Raw genomic sequence first — 14,820 nt, 5'->3', positions numbered from 1 at the left:
GGCTCAGTCCTCGATCGGCCGGCGGGTCCGCGCCCGCTTCAGCTCGAAGAAGCCGTCGGTGCCGGAGACCAGCAGCACGCCGTCCCAGAGCCGGCCGGCGTCCTCGCCGCGCGGGATCGGCGCCACCACCGGCCCGAAGAACGCGTTCACCCGTCCGTCGGGGCCGGTGACGTGGATGGTCGGGGTGCCCAGGTCCTCACCGACCGGCGCCAGCCCGGCGTGGTGGCTGGCCAGCAGGGCCGCGTCGTGCTCGGTGGAGTCGGCGGCGTCGGCCAGCTCGACGGGCAGGCCCACCTCGGTCAGCGCCGCCACGTACAGCTCCCGGCCGATCGGGGCCCGCTCGTGGTGGATCCGGTTGCCCAGCGCCGTGTACAGGTCGCGCAGCACCTCGGTGCCGAACTTCTGCTCCGCGGCGACCGTCACCCGGACGGGGCCCATGCCCGGCTTCAGCCACTCGCGGTACCACTCCTCCAGCCCTTCGCGCCCCTCGTTGAGCACGGCCAGGCTCATCACGTTGAAGCGGACCCGCACGTCGCGTACCCGCTCGACCTCCAGCAGCCAGCGGGAGGCGTTCCACGCCCACGGGCAGCGCGGGTCGAACCACATGTCGGCGGTCGTCATCGTCGTCTCGGTCCCTTCGGTGAAGCGGATACAAGCCGACCGTACGGCGGGAAGCGGCCCATCTGGAGAGCCGATCCACCCGCCGATCATTGGGCCAATTCCGCGTCACGCCGGTCGCAGCAGCGTGGCGCGTTCCGCCTCCAGGGCGGTCAGTCGGGCGCCCAGGTCGGCGACCCGCAGCTCAAGCAGCCGGCGCAGCGACGCCACCTCGCCCAGCGACCGGGCTACCTCTTCGACGGACCGCGCGACCCGCCGCTGCACGAGGACGTCGGTCACCACGTTGTCCAGCCACACGTCGGTGAACCGGGTCAGGCCGTCGACGGCGACGCCGGGCGCCGGCGGGGTCGCGCCGGGCACCTCGACCAGCTCGGTCCGCAGCACCGCGAGGGCCCGGTCCACCTGGGCGGACGCCTCGGCCGCCTCGTCGAGGATGTCGTGCTTGACCATGCTCGTGACCAGGCCCCCGCCCAGCGCGTCGTACGTCGACCAGTCCGAGGCACGGCTCAGCAGCTCGCGCAGGTGGTGCAGGGCCGACTCGGCGTTCCGGGCCGCACGCACCGCGTCGGTCAGCTCGCGGTGCTCCACCGTCAGCCGGCCACGCAGTTCAGCGAGCTCCAGCAGGCGCGACCGGCGCGGGTCGTCGGAGTCGGTCAGCAGGCGCTCCCGCTCGTGGAGCAGGGCCGCGTACTCTCCCCGGGAGGTGGCGAGGCGCCGCCGCCGGGCCTGCGTGCGCGCGGACTCGTCGCGCAGGACGGCGAGCAGTCGTTCGGCCTCGGCGAGCCGCAGCCGGGCAGCGTCGACCTCGGCGCGTTCCCGCGCCAGCGCGTCGTCACGGACGCCGCGCAGCGCGGCGACCACCCGGCTCACGGTCAGCCCCGCCAGCCGGTCGACGTCGGCCTGTTCGGCGTCGAGCCGCTCGCTCAGCGCGGCGACGGCGGCCCGCGCCGCCGCGATCCGGACCGCCAGCTCCCGCATCCGCTCCCCGGCCAGGTCGTGCTCGCGCATCGCCTCGGCCGCCGCGGCGAGGCGTTCCTCGATGTCACTGCCCATGCCGTCATTGCACTACGGCGCGGCAACACGCCCGGTGTTTGAGCACCGACGCGGCGGGAAGACACGCGCGCCAGGCGGGCTGATCGGCCCGACGACGCCGGACGACGCCAGCACCGGTCCGGCCGCGGCGGATGGCGAGGAGGAGCGATGGCCCAGGCGGCGACCAGGCCCAGCAGCGCCCGGAAGGCCACCGGCGCGCGGAAGGCCCCGATGCCGAACAAGGCCGCGGCGAAGAAGGCCGCGACCGTCGCGAAGCGGGCCACCGCGGCCACCCAGGCGAAGACTCCGGGTGGCAAGCCCACCCCGACGACGGCCCGGGCCGCCCGGAAGAAGGCCACCGCTGCCACGGCGACCCCGGCCCGGACCAGGAAGGCACCGGCCACGAAGGCGCCCGCCACGAAGGCGCCGGCCACGAAGGCGCCGGCCACCAAGGCCACCGCCAAGAAGGCGCCGGCGAAGAAGGCCACGACGAAGAAGGTCGCCGCGAAGGCGCCGGCCAAGCGGGCGACGGAGGCGTCGCTGACCCGCACCACCGCCGAGGCGCGGACCCCGGCGAAGGCGGCGAAGAAGGCCACCACGATGGCGTCGTTCGCCAAACGGAACAGGGCGAGCACGCCCGACCGCAAGCCGGTGGGCAGGGCGACTCGCGCGCCCCGCTGACCGGTCGACGAGAATGGCCGGGTGGCGAAGCGCACTGGCCGCCGGAGCGCGGCCGATCCGACCGGATCCTGTCCGTGCGGCTCCGGCCTGCCGTACGCGGACTGTTGCGGCCCGATCCACCAGGGCGCGTCGACGGCAGCGACCGCCGAGGCGTTGATGCGCTCGCGCTACAGCGCCTTCGCCGTGGGGGACGCCGACTACCTGCTGCGCAGCTGGCACTCCAGCACCCGGCCGGGGCGGCTGCGGCTGGATCCGGGGCAGCGGTGGACCCGGCTGGAGGTCCTCGGCGTCGACCGGGGCGGCCTCTTCGACACCGCCGGCACGGTCCGGTTCCGTGCCCACTACCGCGAGGCGGGCCGCCCGGGCTCGGTGGACGAGCACAGCCGCTTCGTCCGGGAGGACGGCCGCTGGGTCTACCTCGACGCGCTGCCCGACTGAGCGGGCCGCCGCGGCCGGCCCGGACGGCACGCCCGGGCCGGCCCGGTCAGCGCCCGGCGACCGGGGTGTTCAGCAGGGACAGGCCGAGCCGGCTGATCGCGGTGGCGACCAGCTCGTCCGGCGTGGCGCTCACCTCCAGCACCACCCCGGACTCGTCCGGCTCCAGGGGCTCCAGGATCGCCCGCTGGGAGTCGAGCAGACTGGCCGGCATGTAGTGCCCGACCCGCCGGTCCAGCCGGTCCCGGATCAGCTCCGCCGTGCCGTCCAGGTGGAGGAACTCCACGTCCGGGGGCCCCTGCCGCAGCACGTCGCGGTAGGAGCGTTTCAGCGCCGAGCAGGTCAGGATCGTGGACACCCCTTCGGCGTGCCGCTCGGCCATCCAGGCGGCCAGGGCTCGCAGCCACGGCCAGCGCTGCGCGTCCTCCAGCGGGATGCCGGCGCGCATCTGCGCCACGTTGGCCGCCGAGTGGAACTCGTCCGCCTCGGCGAACCGCAGCCCGGTCAGCTCGCTGATCCCCCGGGCCACCGTCGTCTTGCCCGCCCCGGACACGCCCATCACCACGATGTGCCGGGTGGCCCGCCGCTCACCAGTCATGGACGGTGCCGTCCTTGAGCCGGTTGAACGGCAGGTACGCCGGCTGGTACGGGAACCGGGCGGCGGCCTCCTCGTCGAGTTCCACGCCGAGGCCGGGCTGCTCCCCGGGGTGCAGGTATCCGTCGGTGAAGCTGAACGACTGGCGGAACACCTCGTTGGTGAGCGCCCCGTGCTGCATGTACTCCTGGATGCCGAAGTTGTGGATGGCCAGGTCCAGGTGCAGGGCTGCGGCCATGCCGACCGGCGAGATGTCGGTGGGGCCGTGGATGCCCGACTTGATCTGGTACTGGGCGGCGTAGTCGAGCAGCTTGCGCATGGCCGTGATGCCGCCGGTGTGGGTGACGGCGGAGCGCACGTAGTCGATCAGCTGTTCCCGGATCAGCGTCTGGTAGTCCCAGACGGTGTTGAAGATCTCGCCGATGGCCAGCGGGGTGGTGGTGTGCTGGCGGACCAGCCGCAGCGCCTCCTGGTTCTCCGCCGGGGTGCAGTCCTCCAGCCAGAACAGGTCGTACGGTTCGAGGGCCTTGCCGAGCTTGGCGGCCTGGATCGGGGTCATCCGGTGGTGCCCGTCGTGCAGCAGCGGCAGCTCGGGGCCGAACTCGTTGCGTACCGCCTCGAACACCCCGGGCAGGTGGCGCAGGTAGGCGCGGGTGTCCCAGTCCTCCTCGGCGGGCAGCGGGGTGCGCTGCGCCGGCTCGTAGTCGTAGCGCTTGCCGTCGATGCTGGGCTGGGCGGCCACCCCGTAGACGGCGTTGATGCCGGGCACCGAGGTCTGCACCCGGATCGACCGGTAGCCCAGCTCGAGGTGCCGGCGGATCGAGTCGAACAGCTCCGGCAGGTCCCGCCCGGAGGCGTGCCCGTACGCCATGATCCCGGTCCGGGACGCGCCACCGAGGAGCTGGTAGAGCGGCATCCCGGCGGCCTTGGCCTTGATGTCCCAGAGCGCGACGTCCACGGCGGCGATGGCGGCCATGGTGACCGGGCCTCGCCGCCAGTAGGCCGACCGGTAGAGGAACTGCCAGATGTCCTCGATCCGGTGCGGGTCCCGCCCGATCAGCAGGGGGACGACGTGGTCGGCCAGGTAGGACGCGACGGAGAGTTCGCGCCCGTTGAGGGTGCCGTCCCCCAGCCCGGTCAGCCCCTCGTCCGTGGTGATCTTGAGGGTGACGAAGTTGCGGTCGGGGCTGGAGACGATGACGTCCGCTGCGACGATCTTCACGCGGGTGCCTTTCTCGGGGTGGGTTCAGCGAAGGGTGCTGCCGGGCTGCAGGCCGTCCAGGAGGGACAGCTCGTCGCGACGCGGCAGGGCCTCCCAGTCGCCGTGCCCGGCGACGGCGAAGGCGCCGAGGGTGACCGCGCGGCGCAGCCGCCCGGCCAGGTCGAGTCCGTCCAGGTGGCCGGAGAGGTAGCCGGCGGTGAAGGCGTCCCCCGCGCCGACCGTGTCCACCGCCGTCACGGGCAGGGCCGCCGCGTGCCGGCAGACGTCCCGGGTGTACGCGCGAGCGCCGTCGCCGCCGAGCTTCACCAGCACGGTCGACACGCCCCGGTCCAGCAGCCCGGCGACCAGGGTCTGCTCGTCCGCCCCCGGCGCGCCGACCAGGTCCAGCTCGTCGGCGGAGGCCACGACCACCGAGGCGTGGCCGGCGAGCGGGGTGAGCACCGCCCGGGCGGCGTCCCGGCTCCACAGCTTCGCCCGGTGGTTGACGTCGAGGCAGACCAGCGCGCCGGCCTGGGCGGCGGCCTGCGCCGCCCACGTCGTGGCCTCCCGGGCGTGGTCGGACAGCGCCGGGGTGATCCCGGTCAGGTGCAGCACCCGGGTACCGGCCGCGAGGGCCGGGCGCAGGTCGTCGACGCGCAGCGCGGCCCCGGCCGAACCGGCCCGCTGGTAGATCACCCGGGCCAGGTCGGCGGTGCGCCGTTCCAGAAACATCAGCCCGGCGGGGCGCTGGGGGTCGCGGGTCACGTGCGCCACGTCGACCCCCTCGGCGCGCAGCTGCCGCAGCAGGAACCCGCCCAGCTCGTCGTCGCTGACCCGGCCGGCGAAGGCGGCGCGGTGGCCGAGCCGGGCCACCGCGACGGCCACGTTGGACTCCGCCCCGGCCAGGTGCGGGGTGAGCGCGCCGCCGGCCGCGAGCGGTCCGGTCGACCGCAGCGAGACGAGCGCCTCGCCGAAGGTGAGCAGGTCGACGCCGGTCAGGTGGCGGCCAGGTGGGCGCGGGTCCCGCTCGCGCGGGGGGTCCAGGTCGGCTGCGGTCATGAGACGGCGGCGAGGTAGGAGCGGGCCCGCTCGCGCAGGGCGTCGAGGTCGCCGCCGGAGGCCGCGTCGCCGACCAGCGGGCCGCCGACGCCGACGGCGATCGCCCCCGCGGCGAGGTAGCCGGGCAGGTCGGCCAGGCCCACCCCGCCCACCGCGACAAACGGGATGTCCGGGAACGGGTCCCGCAGCGCCTTCAGGTACGCCGGCCCGCCGAGCGACGCCGGGAAGAGCTTCACCACGGCCGCGCCCTGCTGGATCGCCGTGTATGCCTCGGTCGGGGTGAGCGCCCCGGCGGCGACCGGGAGTCCCCGGCGGGCCGCCGCGCCGATGGAGTCGACGACGGCCGGGGTGACGACGAACTGGGCGCCGGCGGCGGCGACGTCGGCCACGGCGGCCGGGGTGAGCACCGTGCCGGCGCCGACCAGCGAGCCGGCCGGGGCGGCGGCCCGGATCGCCGCGATGGCGTCGAGCGCGCCGGGGGTGGTCAGCGCCACCTCCACCACGCGTACGCCCTCAGCGAGCAGGGTGGTGCCGGTGGCGATGGCGGCGGCGGTGTCGGTGCCTCGGATGACCGCCAGCAGTCGGGTGCCGGCGAGTTCGGCGGTGAGGTCGAGGGTCATCTGGTCACCATTCCGCGTAGGAGCCGTCCCGGTGCCGCCACATCGGGCTGCGCCAGGCGTGGCCGCGCCGGTCGGCGGCGCGGACGGCCTGCTCGTCGATCTCGATGCCCAGTCCGGGCGCGGTGAGTCGTTCGACGTATCCGTCCACAAAGGTCAGCGGCTTCTTGTCGAGGCAGTAGTCGAGCACCTCGGCGCCGAGGTTGTAGTGGATGCCGATGCTCTGCTCCTGGATCAGGTAGTTCGGCGTGGCGAAGCCGACCTGCAGGCATGCCGCCAGGGCGATCGGACCGAGCGGGCAGTGCGGGGCGAGCTGCACGTCGTACACCTCGGCCAGCGCGGCGATCTTGCGGACCTCGGTGATGCCACCGGCGTGCGAGAGGTCCGGCTGGGCGACGGCGATGCCGGCCTGGAAGACGGGCAGGAACTCCTGCCGGCTGTAGAGCCGCTCCCCCGTCGACACCGGGGTGGTGGTCGACCGGACGAAGTCGCCGATGAGGTGGGAGTTCTCCGGGACGACCGGTTCCTCCAGGAAGAAGGGCCGGTACGGCTCCAGCAGCGGGGCGACCCGGCGGGCGCTGGCCAGCGTGAACCGGCCGTGGAAGTCGATGGCCACGTCCCGGTCGTCGCCGAGCACCTCCCGGGCGGCGGCCACCCGGGCCACCACCCCGTCCAGTTCGGCCACCGAGGCGACCGGGCTCATCTTGCCGGAGGCGTTCATCTTGACCGCGGTGAGGCCCGTTTCGACGGCGGCGCTGATCTGGTCGCGGACCTCGCTGGGCTCGTCCCCGCCGACCCAGCCGTACACCCGGATCCGGTCCCGGACCGGGCCGCCGAGCAGCTGGTGCACCGGGGCGCCGTAGTGCTTGCCGGCGATGTCCCAGAGCGCCTGGTCGAGGCCGGCCACCGCGCTGGCCAGGATCGGCCCGCCCCGGTAGAACGACCCCTTGGTCAGCACCTGCCAGTGGTCCTCGATGCGCAGCGCGTCCCGGCCGATCAGCAGCTCGGCGAGCTGGTCGACGGCGGCGCGGACCGTCTCGGAGCGCCCCTCGCAGGTGGCCTCGCCCCAGCCGACGATCCCGCTTTCGGTCTCGACGCGGACGAAGAGCCAGCGGGGTGCGACCAGGAAGGTCTCGATGCGGGCGATGGTGGTCATGGTGCTCAGCCCTTCGTCGCGCCGGCGGTGAGGCCGGAGACCACGTACTTCTGCACGAACAGGGCGATCACCATGATCGGCAGGGTGACCACGGTGGCCGCGGCCATCAGGCCGCCCCAGTCGATGCTGGCGTAGCCGACGAAGTCGAAGATCGCCACCGGCAGGGTCTTGGTGTCCGCGCCGGAGAGCACCAGGGCGAACATGAAGTTGTTCCAGGAGAAGATGAAGGACAGGATCCCGGCGGTGGCGATGCCCGGCACGGACAGCGGCAGGGTGATCCGGCGGAACGCGCCGATGTTGGTCAGCCCGTCGACCAGCGCCGCCTCTTCCAGCTCGTCGGGCAGGCTGTCGAAGAAGCCCATCATGATGTAGACGATCAGCGGCAGCGACACGAACATGTGGCTGAGGATCAGCACGGTGAAGCCGCCGACCATCTGCAGGTTGGAGAAGACGTAGTACCAGGGCACCAGCAGCGAGACGCCGGGGATGACCCGGGCCATCAGCACCACCAGCGCGGACTTCTTCATGTTGAACCGGCTCATCGAGTACGCGGCCGGCACGCCGAGGATCAGCGACAGCACGGTGGCGGCGAACGCCACCCAGAGGCTGTTGCCGATGAACTGGGCGTAGTGCGCCTGCTTGAGCACGTTGGTGTAGTTGTCCAGGGTGGGCGAGAAGACCAGCGCCTTGGCGGTGTCGTAGATGTCGACGTTGGTCTTGAACGAGGCGGCGACCATCCAGAGCAGCGGGGCGATCAACGCCAGCACCACGACGGCGAGCGCCACCACCCGGAAGACCCGGTACGCGGGACCAGCCTTCATCGCTTGGCCTCCTTGCGCCGCGCGGTCAGGGCCCACATCGCCCCGATGATGATCAGGAAGAAGAGGATGAGGACGGTGGAGGAGACGCCGTACTCGTTGTAGTCGAAGCTCAGCCCGTAGGCGTACACGTTGAGGGTCTCCACCTCGTGGAAGGAACCGCCGCCGCGGCCCTTGGTGGCGTAGAGGATGTCGAAGGTCTTCAGCGCGTCGATGCCGCGCAGCAGGATCGCCACGATCACCGTGGGCATCAGCAGCGGCAGGGTGACGTGCCGGAACCGCTGCCAGGTGCTGGCGCCGTCGATCCGGGCCGCCTCCTGCGGCTCCTCGGACAGCGAGGTCAGTCCGGCGAGCAGGATCAGCACGACCATCGGCGTCCACTGCCAGACGTCGATGAAGATGGTGGTGGGCAGCGCAGAGTGCTGGCCGGCGAGCCACGGCTGCGGGCCGATACCCACCCAGCCGAGCAGCTGGTTGGCCAGGCCGATGTTCGGGTCGAAGATGAGCCGCCACATCATGCCGACCGCGACCGGGGTGGCGACCAGCGGCATGAGGATGGCGACCCGGACCCACTTCTGGCCGCGGAACGGGCGCCAGAGCAGCAGCGCGATCGCCATGCCGAGGACGACCTCGAACAGCAGCGCGACGAGGGTGAAGGTGGCGGTCCGTCCGACGGCCGGCCAGAACCGCTCGGTGTCCGAGAGGACGTCGAGGTAGTTCTGGAAGCCCACGAACTCGCTCTCGGCGCGGACCGACCCCTCGGCGTCGGTGAGGCTGAGGTACCCGGTCCAGGCCAGTGGGAACACGATCAGCGCGGCGACGAAGATCATCGCCGGCGCGGCGAAGAGCCACTTGCGGTGGTCGTTGGCCCAACGCGCCCAGCCGGGCGTGTCGGGGATGGCCGTGGCGCGGCGGGGCGCCTCGGTGGGGGTGACGGTTGCCATGAGATCTCCGGGGTGGGCGGACCGGACGGGGTGGCGGGGTGGTGGAGCCGCCCGGCTCCACCACCCCGCGCTCGGCTTACTTGGCCTCGTCGTCCAGGAACTTCTGGAACGCCTCGTTGGCCGTGTCGGCGGCGGCGGCGACGTCCTTGCCGGCGATGGCGTCGACGATCGGCTGGCCGACGATCTCGCGGGCCTGGGCGACCTTCACCACCAGCGGCCGGTCGTGGCCCACGCCGTCCTTGGTGCTGGCCGCGATGGCCTCGACCAGGTCCTTCGGGTAGGTCGCGGTGCCCTCCGGGTTGGTCCAGACGGAGGTACGGGCGCCCGGCACGCCGGACTTCTGCTGGGCGAGCGTCTGCTCCTTGCCGGTCGCCCACTCGATGAACTTCCAGGCGTTGCTCTTGTTCTTGGAACTGTCGTTGACGCCCAGCGCCCAGGAGGGGATGTTGTACGGCTTGGAGCCGGCCGGGCCGGCCGGGAACGGCGCGAAGCCGACCTTGTCGGCCACCTTGGACTTGGCCGGGTCGGTGGCGTTCTTGTAGAGCGAGTCGGCCTCGGTGTAGAAGGCGGCCTTGCCCTGGGTGAAGATGGCCATCGCCTCGGGCCAGCTCATGTCGGTGCTGACGTTGGCCGGGCCGGAGTCCTTGATCAGCCCGCCGTAGAGCGCGTACGCCTGCTTGGCGGCGTCGCTGTTGACGGCGGCCTTGCCGCTGCCGTCGACGAAGTCACCGCCGAAGCTGTACAGGAAGCTGGAGAACTGGGTGACCGCGGGCGACTTGCCGGTGCGGGCGACGAAGCCGGCGACGCCGGGCTCGCTGGCCTTGATCTTGGCGGCCGCGGTCTTGAGCTCGTCGAGGGTCTTCGGCGGGGCGGTCAGGCCGGCCTTGGCGAGCAGGTCCTTGCGGTAGTACAGGACCTCCTGCTCGGTGATGATCGGGACACCCACCGGCTTGCCCTCGTACGAGGTGGCCTCCACCGGGCCGGACTGGAAGTCGCTGAAGTCCCAGTCCTTGTTCGACTTGACCTGGTCCGACAGGTCGGCGAGGTACTTGTTCTTGGCGAAGAGCTTCCCCTCCTGCAGGGGGCGGTACATCATCACGTCGATGTCGGACGAGCCGGCGTTGAGCTTGACGTTGTACTGGTCGGAGAGCTGGTCCTCGCCGAGCTGGGTGATCTCGACCTTGAGGCCGGTCTGCTTCTCGAACTCGGGCAGGGCCGCCTTGATGTTCTCCGTCCAGACGTGGTTCGCCAGGGTCACCCGGACCGTCTTGGACGCGCCGCTGTCGTCGCCACCACCGCCGCCGCAGGCGGACAGGCCCATGGCGGCAACCACGGCCAGAGACGTACCGATTATCGATCGACGTCGCACGTCATCTCTCCATTTCTCGTGGTCGCCGCCCCGGGGGAAGAGCGCCACAACGCTGTAACGTCTGCTTAACGACCGGATGCTAGGCCGATAAAGCTGACTTATTCAAGGGTTGAGTTCGAACTGATATGCTCCGTCGCGTGGATCACTCCTCCCCAGGGGTCGCCCCCGTTCAGCAGGCCCCTGCCGAGGCCGGGCTGCACGCGCGCGTTCTCGACCACCTCGGCACCGCCATCTGCGGGGGCGAGGTGCCCGCCGGCTCTGTCCTGAACATCGACGATCTCGTCGACCGGTACGCGGTCTCCCGCTCGGTGATCCGCGAGGTGCTGCGGGTGCTCGCGTCGATGGGGCTCATCGAGACCCGCCGCCGGGTCGGGGTCCTGATCCGCCCCGCCGAGGCGTGGAACGTCTTCGATCCGCAGGTGATCCGCTGGCGGCTCGCCTCGGCCGGCCGGATGGCGCAGATGCGCTCGATCACCGAGCTGCGGACCGCGATCGAGCCGCACGCCGCCTGGCTCGCCGCCAGCCGGATCGATCACGACGAAGCGAGCGAACTGGTCGGGCTCGCCGCCAAGATGTGGGCCGCCGGGAAGGCCGGCGACGAGGCCCGCTTCCTCAGCCTGGACATCGAGTTCCACCGGCAGGTGCTGGCCGCCTCCGGCAACGAGATGTTCGTGAAACTGCAGCAGATCGTCGCCGAGGTGCTGACCGGCCGGCACCACTACCACCTGATGCCGCACTACCCGGACGAGCAGGCGTTGCAGTTGCACGCCGACGTGGCCCAGGCGATCCAGCGGCGCGACGGCGAGCAGGCCCGCCGGGCCATGGTGCAGATCATGGAGCAGGCGTTCGACGAGATGAAGTCGATGTGGGAGCAGGCCGCCGAACCCGTCGCGGGTTCCTGAGCCCGACCTCCCCCAGGGCGGGCCGGTCGAGGCGTAGACTGGCGCCGGCGCAGTCCCGCGCCTCACCTCCTTCCCGGTGCTCACGCCGCCGGCCTCGCGGAGGCAAAGGGGACCTCGGGTCCTCGGGGCGCGGTGCCGACTGGCCCACATCGACACGCCACATGCACTCCGGTGCGGCGAGGTCGACGGGAGCGTGAGTCCCTACGACCGCGCCGTCGAGGGAGCATGTGATGACGACTCAGAAGTCGTTCAAGACCCGGGTGCGAGCCCGGATGGCGAAGACCGGCGAGAGCTACACGACCGCCCGCCGCCAGCTGCTCGCCAAGGCCACCACCGACGCCCCGGCCATCACGCCGGCCGGCACGCCCGAGCCCGCCCCGGCCGCCGCCGGCCGGGGGCAGCGGGACCGGATCTCGGACGCGCTGCTGCGCGAGCGGACCGGACGCGACTGGGACGCCTGGTTCCGGCTGCTCGACGAGTGGGGCGCCGCCGACCACGGCCACACCGAGATCGCCCGCTGGCTGGTCACGGCGCACGACGTGCCCGGCTGGTGGGCGCAGACCATCACCGTCGGATACGAGCAGGCCCGCGGGCTGCGCGAGCCGGGGCAGCGACGGGGCGGCGGCTTCGAGGCCACCGGCAGCCGAACCGTGGCGGTGCCGGTGGCGGTGCTGTTCGCCGCGTTCGCCGACGAGACGGTGCGCGGGCGGTGGCTGCCCGACGCGCCGGTCCGGGTCCGGACCGCCACCGCACCGAAGACCTTCCGGGCGGACTGGGCGGACGGGCCCACCCGGATCGCCGTCGGCTTCACCCCGGTCGGCGAGGCCAAGGCGCGGGTGGCCGTCCTGCACGAGAAGCTGGCCGACGCCGACGAGGCCGACCGGCTCAGGGCGTACTGGCGGGACCGGCTGGCCGCCCTCAAACAGCTCCTGGAGTCGCCGGAGGAGGCCCGATGAGCAGCGGAACCTTCGTCAACCTGCCGGTACGCGACCTGGACCGGGCGGTCGAGTTCTTCGCCGCCCTCGGCTTCACCGCCGGGCCCCGGCCGCCGGGCGGGGAGAGCGCCCAACTCACCCTCGGCGACAGCACCCACCTGATCCTGCACACCCCGGCGGCCTTCGCCGCGTTCGCCGGGACCGCGGTGTGCAACCCCGAGACCAGCCGGGAGGTCATCGTCGGCCTCGGTGTCGACCGGCGGGAACGCGTCGACGAGCTGGTCGACCTGGCGGTCGTCGCGGGCGGGCAGTCGCTCGGACCGGGCCAGGACCTCGGGTACATGTACATGCGCGGGTTCCGGGACCCCGACGGCCACCAGTGGTCGTTCCTGCACCTGCCCGGCTGACCCGGCTGACCCGGCGGTCACGGGTGGCCGCCGGGACCAGCGGCAGGTCGCGTAGGCCAGGGCCGGTCAGCGCCCGCGCGGCACCGGCTGGGCCAGGCCGCGGATCTCCGCCGGCAGCTGCGACAACGCCTGGGTGAACTGCTGGTGCCCGACCACCGGGTCCAGGGTCCGCAGGACGGCCCGCGCGCCCTGCTCGGCGACCTCGGGTGCCACCCCCGCGCGCTCCGCCACCCGCCGCAGGAACTCGTCGTACCCGAACGCCTCCGGCTCCTCGGGGCGGGCCCGGGCCAGGAGCGGGCGCAGCTCGTGCGCCACGTGGTCGGCCAGGTCGGCCGCCTCACCGCCGCTGATCCGCTCCGCGAGGGTCCGCAGGGTGGCCTCGGTCAGCGCGCGCGCCGTCTCCGCCGGGACCTGGGCCCCCGCGGCCACCTTCTCGAAGAACTCCAGCTCAGCCATGCCCCGTCCTTCCCGTCCCGGACACCGCGTGGCTACCCGCGGCTGCCAGCCACAAACGATGCCGGTCCGGTCCCCGGACGAAAGGCCGGAAACCGGCGTTGCCCGGGCGCGGAGTTGGCCATGATCGAGGCGTGGGTGCCCGGATGCCGAAGCTCGTGCCGCCGATGCTGGCCTCCAGTGGCGCGCTGCCCACCGGGTCCGGTTGGGGCTACGAGTTCAAGTGGGACGGGGTCCGCGCGATCGCCTACGTCGACGACGGGTTCCGGCTGCTCAGCCGCAACGACCGGGACGTCACCCGGGCGTATCCGGAGCTGGGCGAGCTGGCACGGCTGCTGGCCGGGCGGCGGGCGGTACTCGACGGGGAGATCGTGGCCCTCGACGGCCACAGGCGGCCCAGCTTCTCGGCGCTGCAGCATCGGATGCACGTGCGGGCGCCGGCCGCCGCGCTGGTCGAGGCGACCCCGGTACGGCTGTACCTGTTCGATCTCCTGTACCTGGACGGACGGGACCTCACCGCCCTGCCGTACACCGAGCGCCGGGCGGCGCTGGAGGAGTTGGGGCTCAGCGGCGACAGTGTCGACACGCCGCCGTACTGGACCGGCGAGGCCGGCCGGGACCTGGCCACGGCGGCGGCCGAACTCGGCCTGGAAGGGGTCGTTGCCAAGCAGCTGGGCGCGCCGTACCAGCCCGGCCGGCGGGCGCCGGCCTGGGTGAAGGTGCCGCTCAACGACACGGTGGAGGTGATCGTGGGCGGCTGGAAGCCGGGGTCCGGCCGGCGGGCCGGCACCATCGGCTCCCTGCTGCTCGGCATGTACGACGCGGCCGACAAGCTGGTCTACATCGGCCATGTCGGCACGGGCTTCACCCAGACCGTGCTGCGCGACCTGCAGCAGCGCCTGAAGCCGTTGAGCCGGCCGGACTCGCCGTTCGACTCCCCCGTGCCGCGCGAGCACGCCCGCCACGCCGTCTGGGTCGACCCGGCCCTGGTCGGGGACGTCACCTTCCGTTCCTGGACGCCCGACCGCCGGCTGCGCCACCCCTCCTGGAAGGGGCTGCGCAGCGACCGCGAGTCGGCGGAGATCCGGCTGCAGGGGTAACCCCGCTCCGGCCGGCCCGCCTAGGTGCCGACCCGGCGGGTTTCGAACCGGTTGACCGACGGCCCGGTCAGCTGCCAGAACTCCTGCGGCAGCTGGTCGACGACGTCCCCGTACTCCTTCGCGCTGATCTTCTCCCGCAGGGTGTCCAGCACGGCGCGCGCCCCGTCGGTCGCCGCCTGCCGGTCCACCCCGGCCCGGTTCTGCACCCGCTCGAGGAACTCCGTCAGCCCGAACGGCTCGGGGTGCTCGTCGGGCTTGTCGACGCACGACCGCAGTTCCTCGGGAAGCTGGGAGGCGAGGTCCTGCGCCTGCCCGCCGGTGATCCGTTCCGCCAGCGTCACGAGCGTGGCACGCGCGATCGGCTCGGCCTGCGTCGGCGCCTTCGGTTTCGCGGCCACCGACTGGATGAACTCCGTGTAGTTCACCTGGACCCCCTCTCGGACCGGACCTGCGGGTACCCGCGCCGGCGGGGGTGAAACGACGGGGTCGGTGCGGCTG

General features: G+C 72.7%; 18 protein-coding genes. 6 read left to right on the top strand and 12 right to left on the bottom strand.

Going from position 1 to position 14,820, the window contains the following annotated elements:
• Positions 1 to 3: 3 nt before the first annotated feature.
• Together ACY34I_RS13030 and ACY34I_RS13025 are read right to left on the bottom strand one after the other, a co-directional pair.
• Complete coding sequence (locus tag ACY34I_RS13030; protein ID WP_462755097.1) at positions 4 to 621, bottom strand: mycothiol-dependent nitroreductase Rv2466c family protein; 618 nt, start codon at positions 619 to 621, stop codon at positions 4 to 6.
• 105 nt (positions 622 to 726) lie between these two features.
• Entirely contained in the window at positions 727 to 1,671 is a 945-nt protein-coding gene (locus tag ACY34I_RS13025) for a hypothetical protein (RefSeq protein ID WP_462755095.1), read from the bottom strand.
• A 147-nt stretch (positions 1,672 to 1,818) separates the two neighbouring features.
• Here ACY34I_RS13025 and ACY34I_RS13020 point away from each other — a divergent pair, with 147 nt between their 5' ends.
• Together ACY34I_RS13020 and ACY34I_RS13015 are read left to right on the top strand one after the other, a co-directional pair.
• On the top strand, positions 1,819 to 2,331 hold the full coding sequence (locus ACY34I_RS13020) for a hypothetical protein (RefSeq protein WP_462755093.1): 513 nt from the start codon (positions 1,819 to 1,821) through the stop codon (positions 2,329 to 2,331).
• 21 nt (positions 2,332 to 2,352) lie between these two features.
• Positions 2,353 to 2,769, top strand: coding sequence for a YchJ family protein (locus ACY34I_RS13015; RefSeq protein ID WP_462755091.1), 417 nt, complete (start codon positions 2,353 to 2,355; stop codon positions 2,767 to 2,769).
• 46 nt (positions 2,770 to 2,815) lie between these two features.
• Here ACY34I_RS13015 and ACY34I_RS13010 read toward each other — a convergent pair whose 3' ends face one another.
• The 8 genes from ACY34I_RS13010 to ACY34I_RS12975 form a co-directional block, all read right to left on the bottom strand.
• Complete coding sequence (locus tag ACY34I_RS13010; protein WP_462755089.1) at positions 2,816 to 3,364, bottom strand: gluconokinase; 549 nt, start codon at positions 3,362 to 3,364, stop codon at positions 2,816 to 2,818.
• The gene (gene manD, locus ACY34I_RS13005) at positions 3,354 to 4,583 is read right to left on the bottom strand and encodes a D-mannonate dehydratase ManD (protein ID WP_462755087.1); all 1,230 of its coding nucleotides are present in this window, start codon (positions 4,581 to 4,583) and stop codon (positions 3,354 to 3,356) included. The genes ACY34I_RS13010 and manD overlap by 11 nt, the downstream gene beginning before the upstream one ends.
• Before the next feature lie 24 nt (positions 4,584 to 4,607).
• Entirely contained in the window at positions 4,608 to 5,621 is a 1,014-nt protein-coding gene (locus ACY34I_RS13000) for a sugar kinase (protein WP_462755085.1), read from the bottom strand.
• Positions 5,618 to 6,241, bottom strand: a complete 624-nt coding sequence (locus ACY34I_RS12995; protein ID WP_462755083.1) for a bifunctional 4-hydroxy-2-oxoglutarate aldolase/2-dehydro-3-deoxy-phosphogluconate aldolase — start codon at positions 6,239 to 6,241, stop codon at positions 5,618 to 5,620. Before ACY34I_RS12995 ends, ACY34I_RS13000 begins: the two co-directional genes overlap by 4 nt.
• 4 nt (positions 6,242 to 6,245) lie before the next feature.
• Positions 6,246 to 7,394 carry a galactonate dehydratase gene (gene dgoD, locus ACY34I_RS12990; RefSeq protein WP_462755081.1) on the bottom strand — a complete coding sequence of 383 codons (1,149 nt, stop codon included), beginning with the start codon at positions 7,392 to 7,394 and terminating at the stop codon, positions 6,246 to 6,248.
• A 5-nt stretch (positions 7,395 to 7,399) separates the two neighbouring features.
• Positions 7,400 to 8,215: a carbohydrate ABC transporter permease gene (locus ACY34I_RS12985; protein WP_462755079.1), complete on the bottom strand. Its 816-nt coding sequence runs from the start codon at positions 8,213 to 8,215 to the stop codon at positions 7,400 to 7,402.
• Positions 8,212 to 9,156 (bottom strand): carbohydrate ABC transporter permease, encoded by a 945-nt coding sequence (locus ACY34I_RS12980; RefSeq protein WP_148795602.1) that lies wholly within the window; start codon positions 9,154 to 9,156, stop codon positions 8,212 to 8,214. The genes ACY34I_RS12985 and ACY34I_RS12980 overlap by 4 nt, the downstream gene beginning before the upstream one ends.
• Before the next feature lie 76 nt (positions 9,157 to 9,232).
• Positions 9,233 to 10,477 (bottom strand): ABC transporter substrate-binding protein, encoded by a 1,245-nt coding sequence (locus tag ACY34I_RS12975; RefSeq protein ID WP_462755077.1) that lies wholly within the window; start codon positions 10,475 to 10,477, stop codon positions 9,233 to 9,235.
• 185 nt (positions 10,478 to 10,662) lie between these two features.
• Here ACY34I_RS12975 and ACY34I_RS12970 point away from each other — a divergent pair, with 185 nt between their 5' ends.
• The 3 genes from ACY34I_RS12970 (at position 10,663) to ACY34I_RS12960 (ending at position 12,769) form a co-directional block, all read left to right on the top strand.
• A complete protein-coding gene (locus ACY34I_RS12970; protein ID WP_462755075.1) occupies positions 10,663 to 11,427 on the top strand; it encodes a FadR/GntR family transcriptional regulator in 765 nt (254 codons plus the stop codon).
• Between the two features lie 230 nt (positions 11,428 to 11,657).
• Positions 11,658 to 12,383 carry a hypothetical protein gene (locus tag ACY34I_RS12965; RefSeq protein WP_462755073.1) on the top strand — a complete coding sequence of 242 codons (726 nt, stop codon included), beginning with the start codon at positions 11,658 to 11,660 and terminating at the stop codon, positions 12,381 to 12,383.
• Positions 12,380 to 12,769: a VOC family protein gene (locus ACY34I_RS12960; protein ID WP_462755071.1), complete on the top strand. Its 390-nt coding sequence runs from the start codon at positions 12,380 to 12,382 to the stop codon at positions 12,767 to 12,769. The genes ACY34I_RS12965 and ACY34I_RS12960 overlap by 4 nt, the downstream gene beginning before the upstream one ends.
• A 66-nt stretch (positions 12,770 to 12,835) precedes the next feature.
• On the opposite strand, the gene ACY34I_RS12955 is transcribed toward ACY34I_RS12960, so the two are convergent.
• Positions 12,836 to 13,225 (bottom strand): DUF2267 domain-containing protein, encoded by a 390-nt coding sequence (locus ACY34I_RS12955; protein ID WP_462755069.1) that lies wholly within the window; start codon positions 13,223 to 13,225, stop codon positions 12,836 to 12,838.
• 131 nt (positions 13,226 to 13,356) lie between these two features.
• Between ACY34I_RS12955 and ligD the strand changes: the two genes are divergently transcribed.
• Positions 13,357 to 14,322, top strand: coding sequence for a non-homologous end-joining DNA ligase (gene ligD, locus ACY34I_RS12950; RefSeq protein WP_462755067.1), 966 nt, complete (start codon positions 13,357 to 13,359; stop codon positions 14,320 to 14,322).
• 20 nt (positions 14,323 to 14,342) lie between these two features.
• Here the strand turns inward: ligD and ACY34I_RS12945 are convergent, their stop codons facing one another.
• Entirely contained in the window at positions 14,343 to 14,747 is a 405-nt protein-coding gene (locus tag ACY34I_RS12945; RefSeq protein WP_462755065.1) for a DUF2267 domain-containing protein, read from the bottom strand.
• Positions 14,748 to 14,820: the final 73 nt, after the last annotated feature.

The organism is Micromonospora sp. RTBAU3-60 (genome assembly GCF_054963695.1).
Note: the sequence above shows the minus strand (reverse complement) of the source record. Positions and strands in the feature narration are given on the sequence as shown.

Excerpts from the sequence above, each read along its gene's own strand:
- ACY34I_RS12975 (WP_462755077.1), bottom strand. The coding sequence starts at position 10,477 with ATGGGCCTGTCCGCCTGCGGCGGCGGTGGTGGCGACGACAGCGGCGCG.
- ACY34I_RS12965 (WP_462755073.1), top strand. The coding sequence starts at position 11,658 with ATGACGACTCAGAAGTCGTTCAAGACCCGGGTGCGAGCCCGGATGGCG.
- ACY34I_RS13025 (WP_462755095.1), bottom strand. The coding sequence starts at position 1,671 with ATGGGCAGTGACATCGAGGAACGCCTCGCCGCGGCGGCCGAGGCGATG.
- ACY34I_RS12985 (WP_462755079.1), bottom strand. The coding sequence starts at position 8,215 with ATGAAGGCTGGTCCCGCGTACCGGGTCTTCCGGGTGGTGGCGCTCGCC.
- ACY34I_RS13000 (WP_462755085.1), bottom strand. The coding sequence starts at position 5,621 with ATGACCGCAGCCGACCTGGACCCCCCGCGCGAGCGGGACCCGCGCCCA.
- ACY34I_RS13020 (WP_462755093.1), top strand. The coding sequence starts at position 1,819 with ATGGCCCAGGCGGCGACCAGGCCCAGCAGCGCCCGGAAGGCCACCGGC.
- ACY34I_RS12995 (WP_462755083.1), bottom strand. The coding sequence starts at position 6,241 with ATGACCCTCGACCTCACCGCCGAACTCGCCGGCACCCGACTGCTGGCG.
- dgoD (WP_462755081.1), bottom strand. The coding sequence starts at position 7,394 with ATGACCACCATCGCCCGCATCGAGACCTTCCTGGTCGCACCCCGCTGG.
- ACY34I_RS12980 (WP_148795602.1), bottom strand. The coding sequence starts at position 9,156 with ATGGCAACCGTCACCCCCACCGAGGCGCCCCGCCGCGCCACGGCCATC.
- ACY34I_RS12960 (WP_462755071.1), top strand. The coding sequence starts at position 12,380 with ATGAGCAGCGGAACCTTCGTCAACCTGCCGGTACGCGACCTGGACCGG.
- ACY34I_RS12955 (WP_462755069.1), bottom strand. The coding sequence starts at position 13,225 with ATGGCTGAGCTGGAGTTCTTCGAGAAGGTGGCCGCGGGGGCCCAGGTC.
- ACY34I_RS13030 (WP_462755097.1), bottom strand. The coding sequence starts at position 621 with ATGACGACCGCCGACATGTGGTTCGACCCGCGCTGCCCGTGGGCGTGG.
- ACY34I_RS13010 (WP_462755089.1), bottom strand. The coding sequence starts at position 3,364 with ATGACTGGTGAGCGGCGGGCCACCCGGCACATCGTGGTGATGGGCGTG.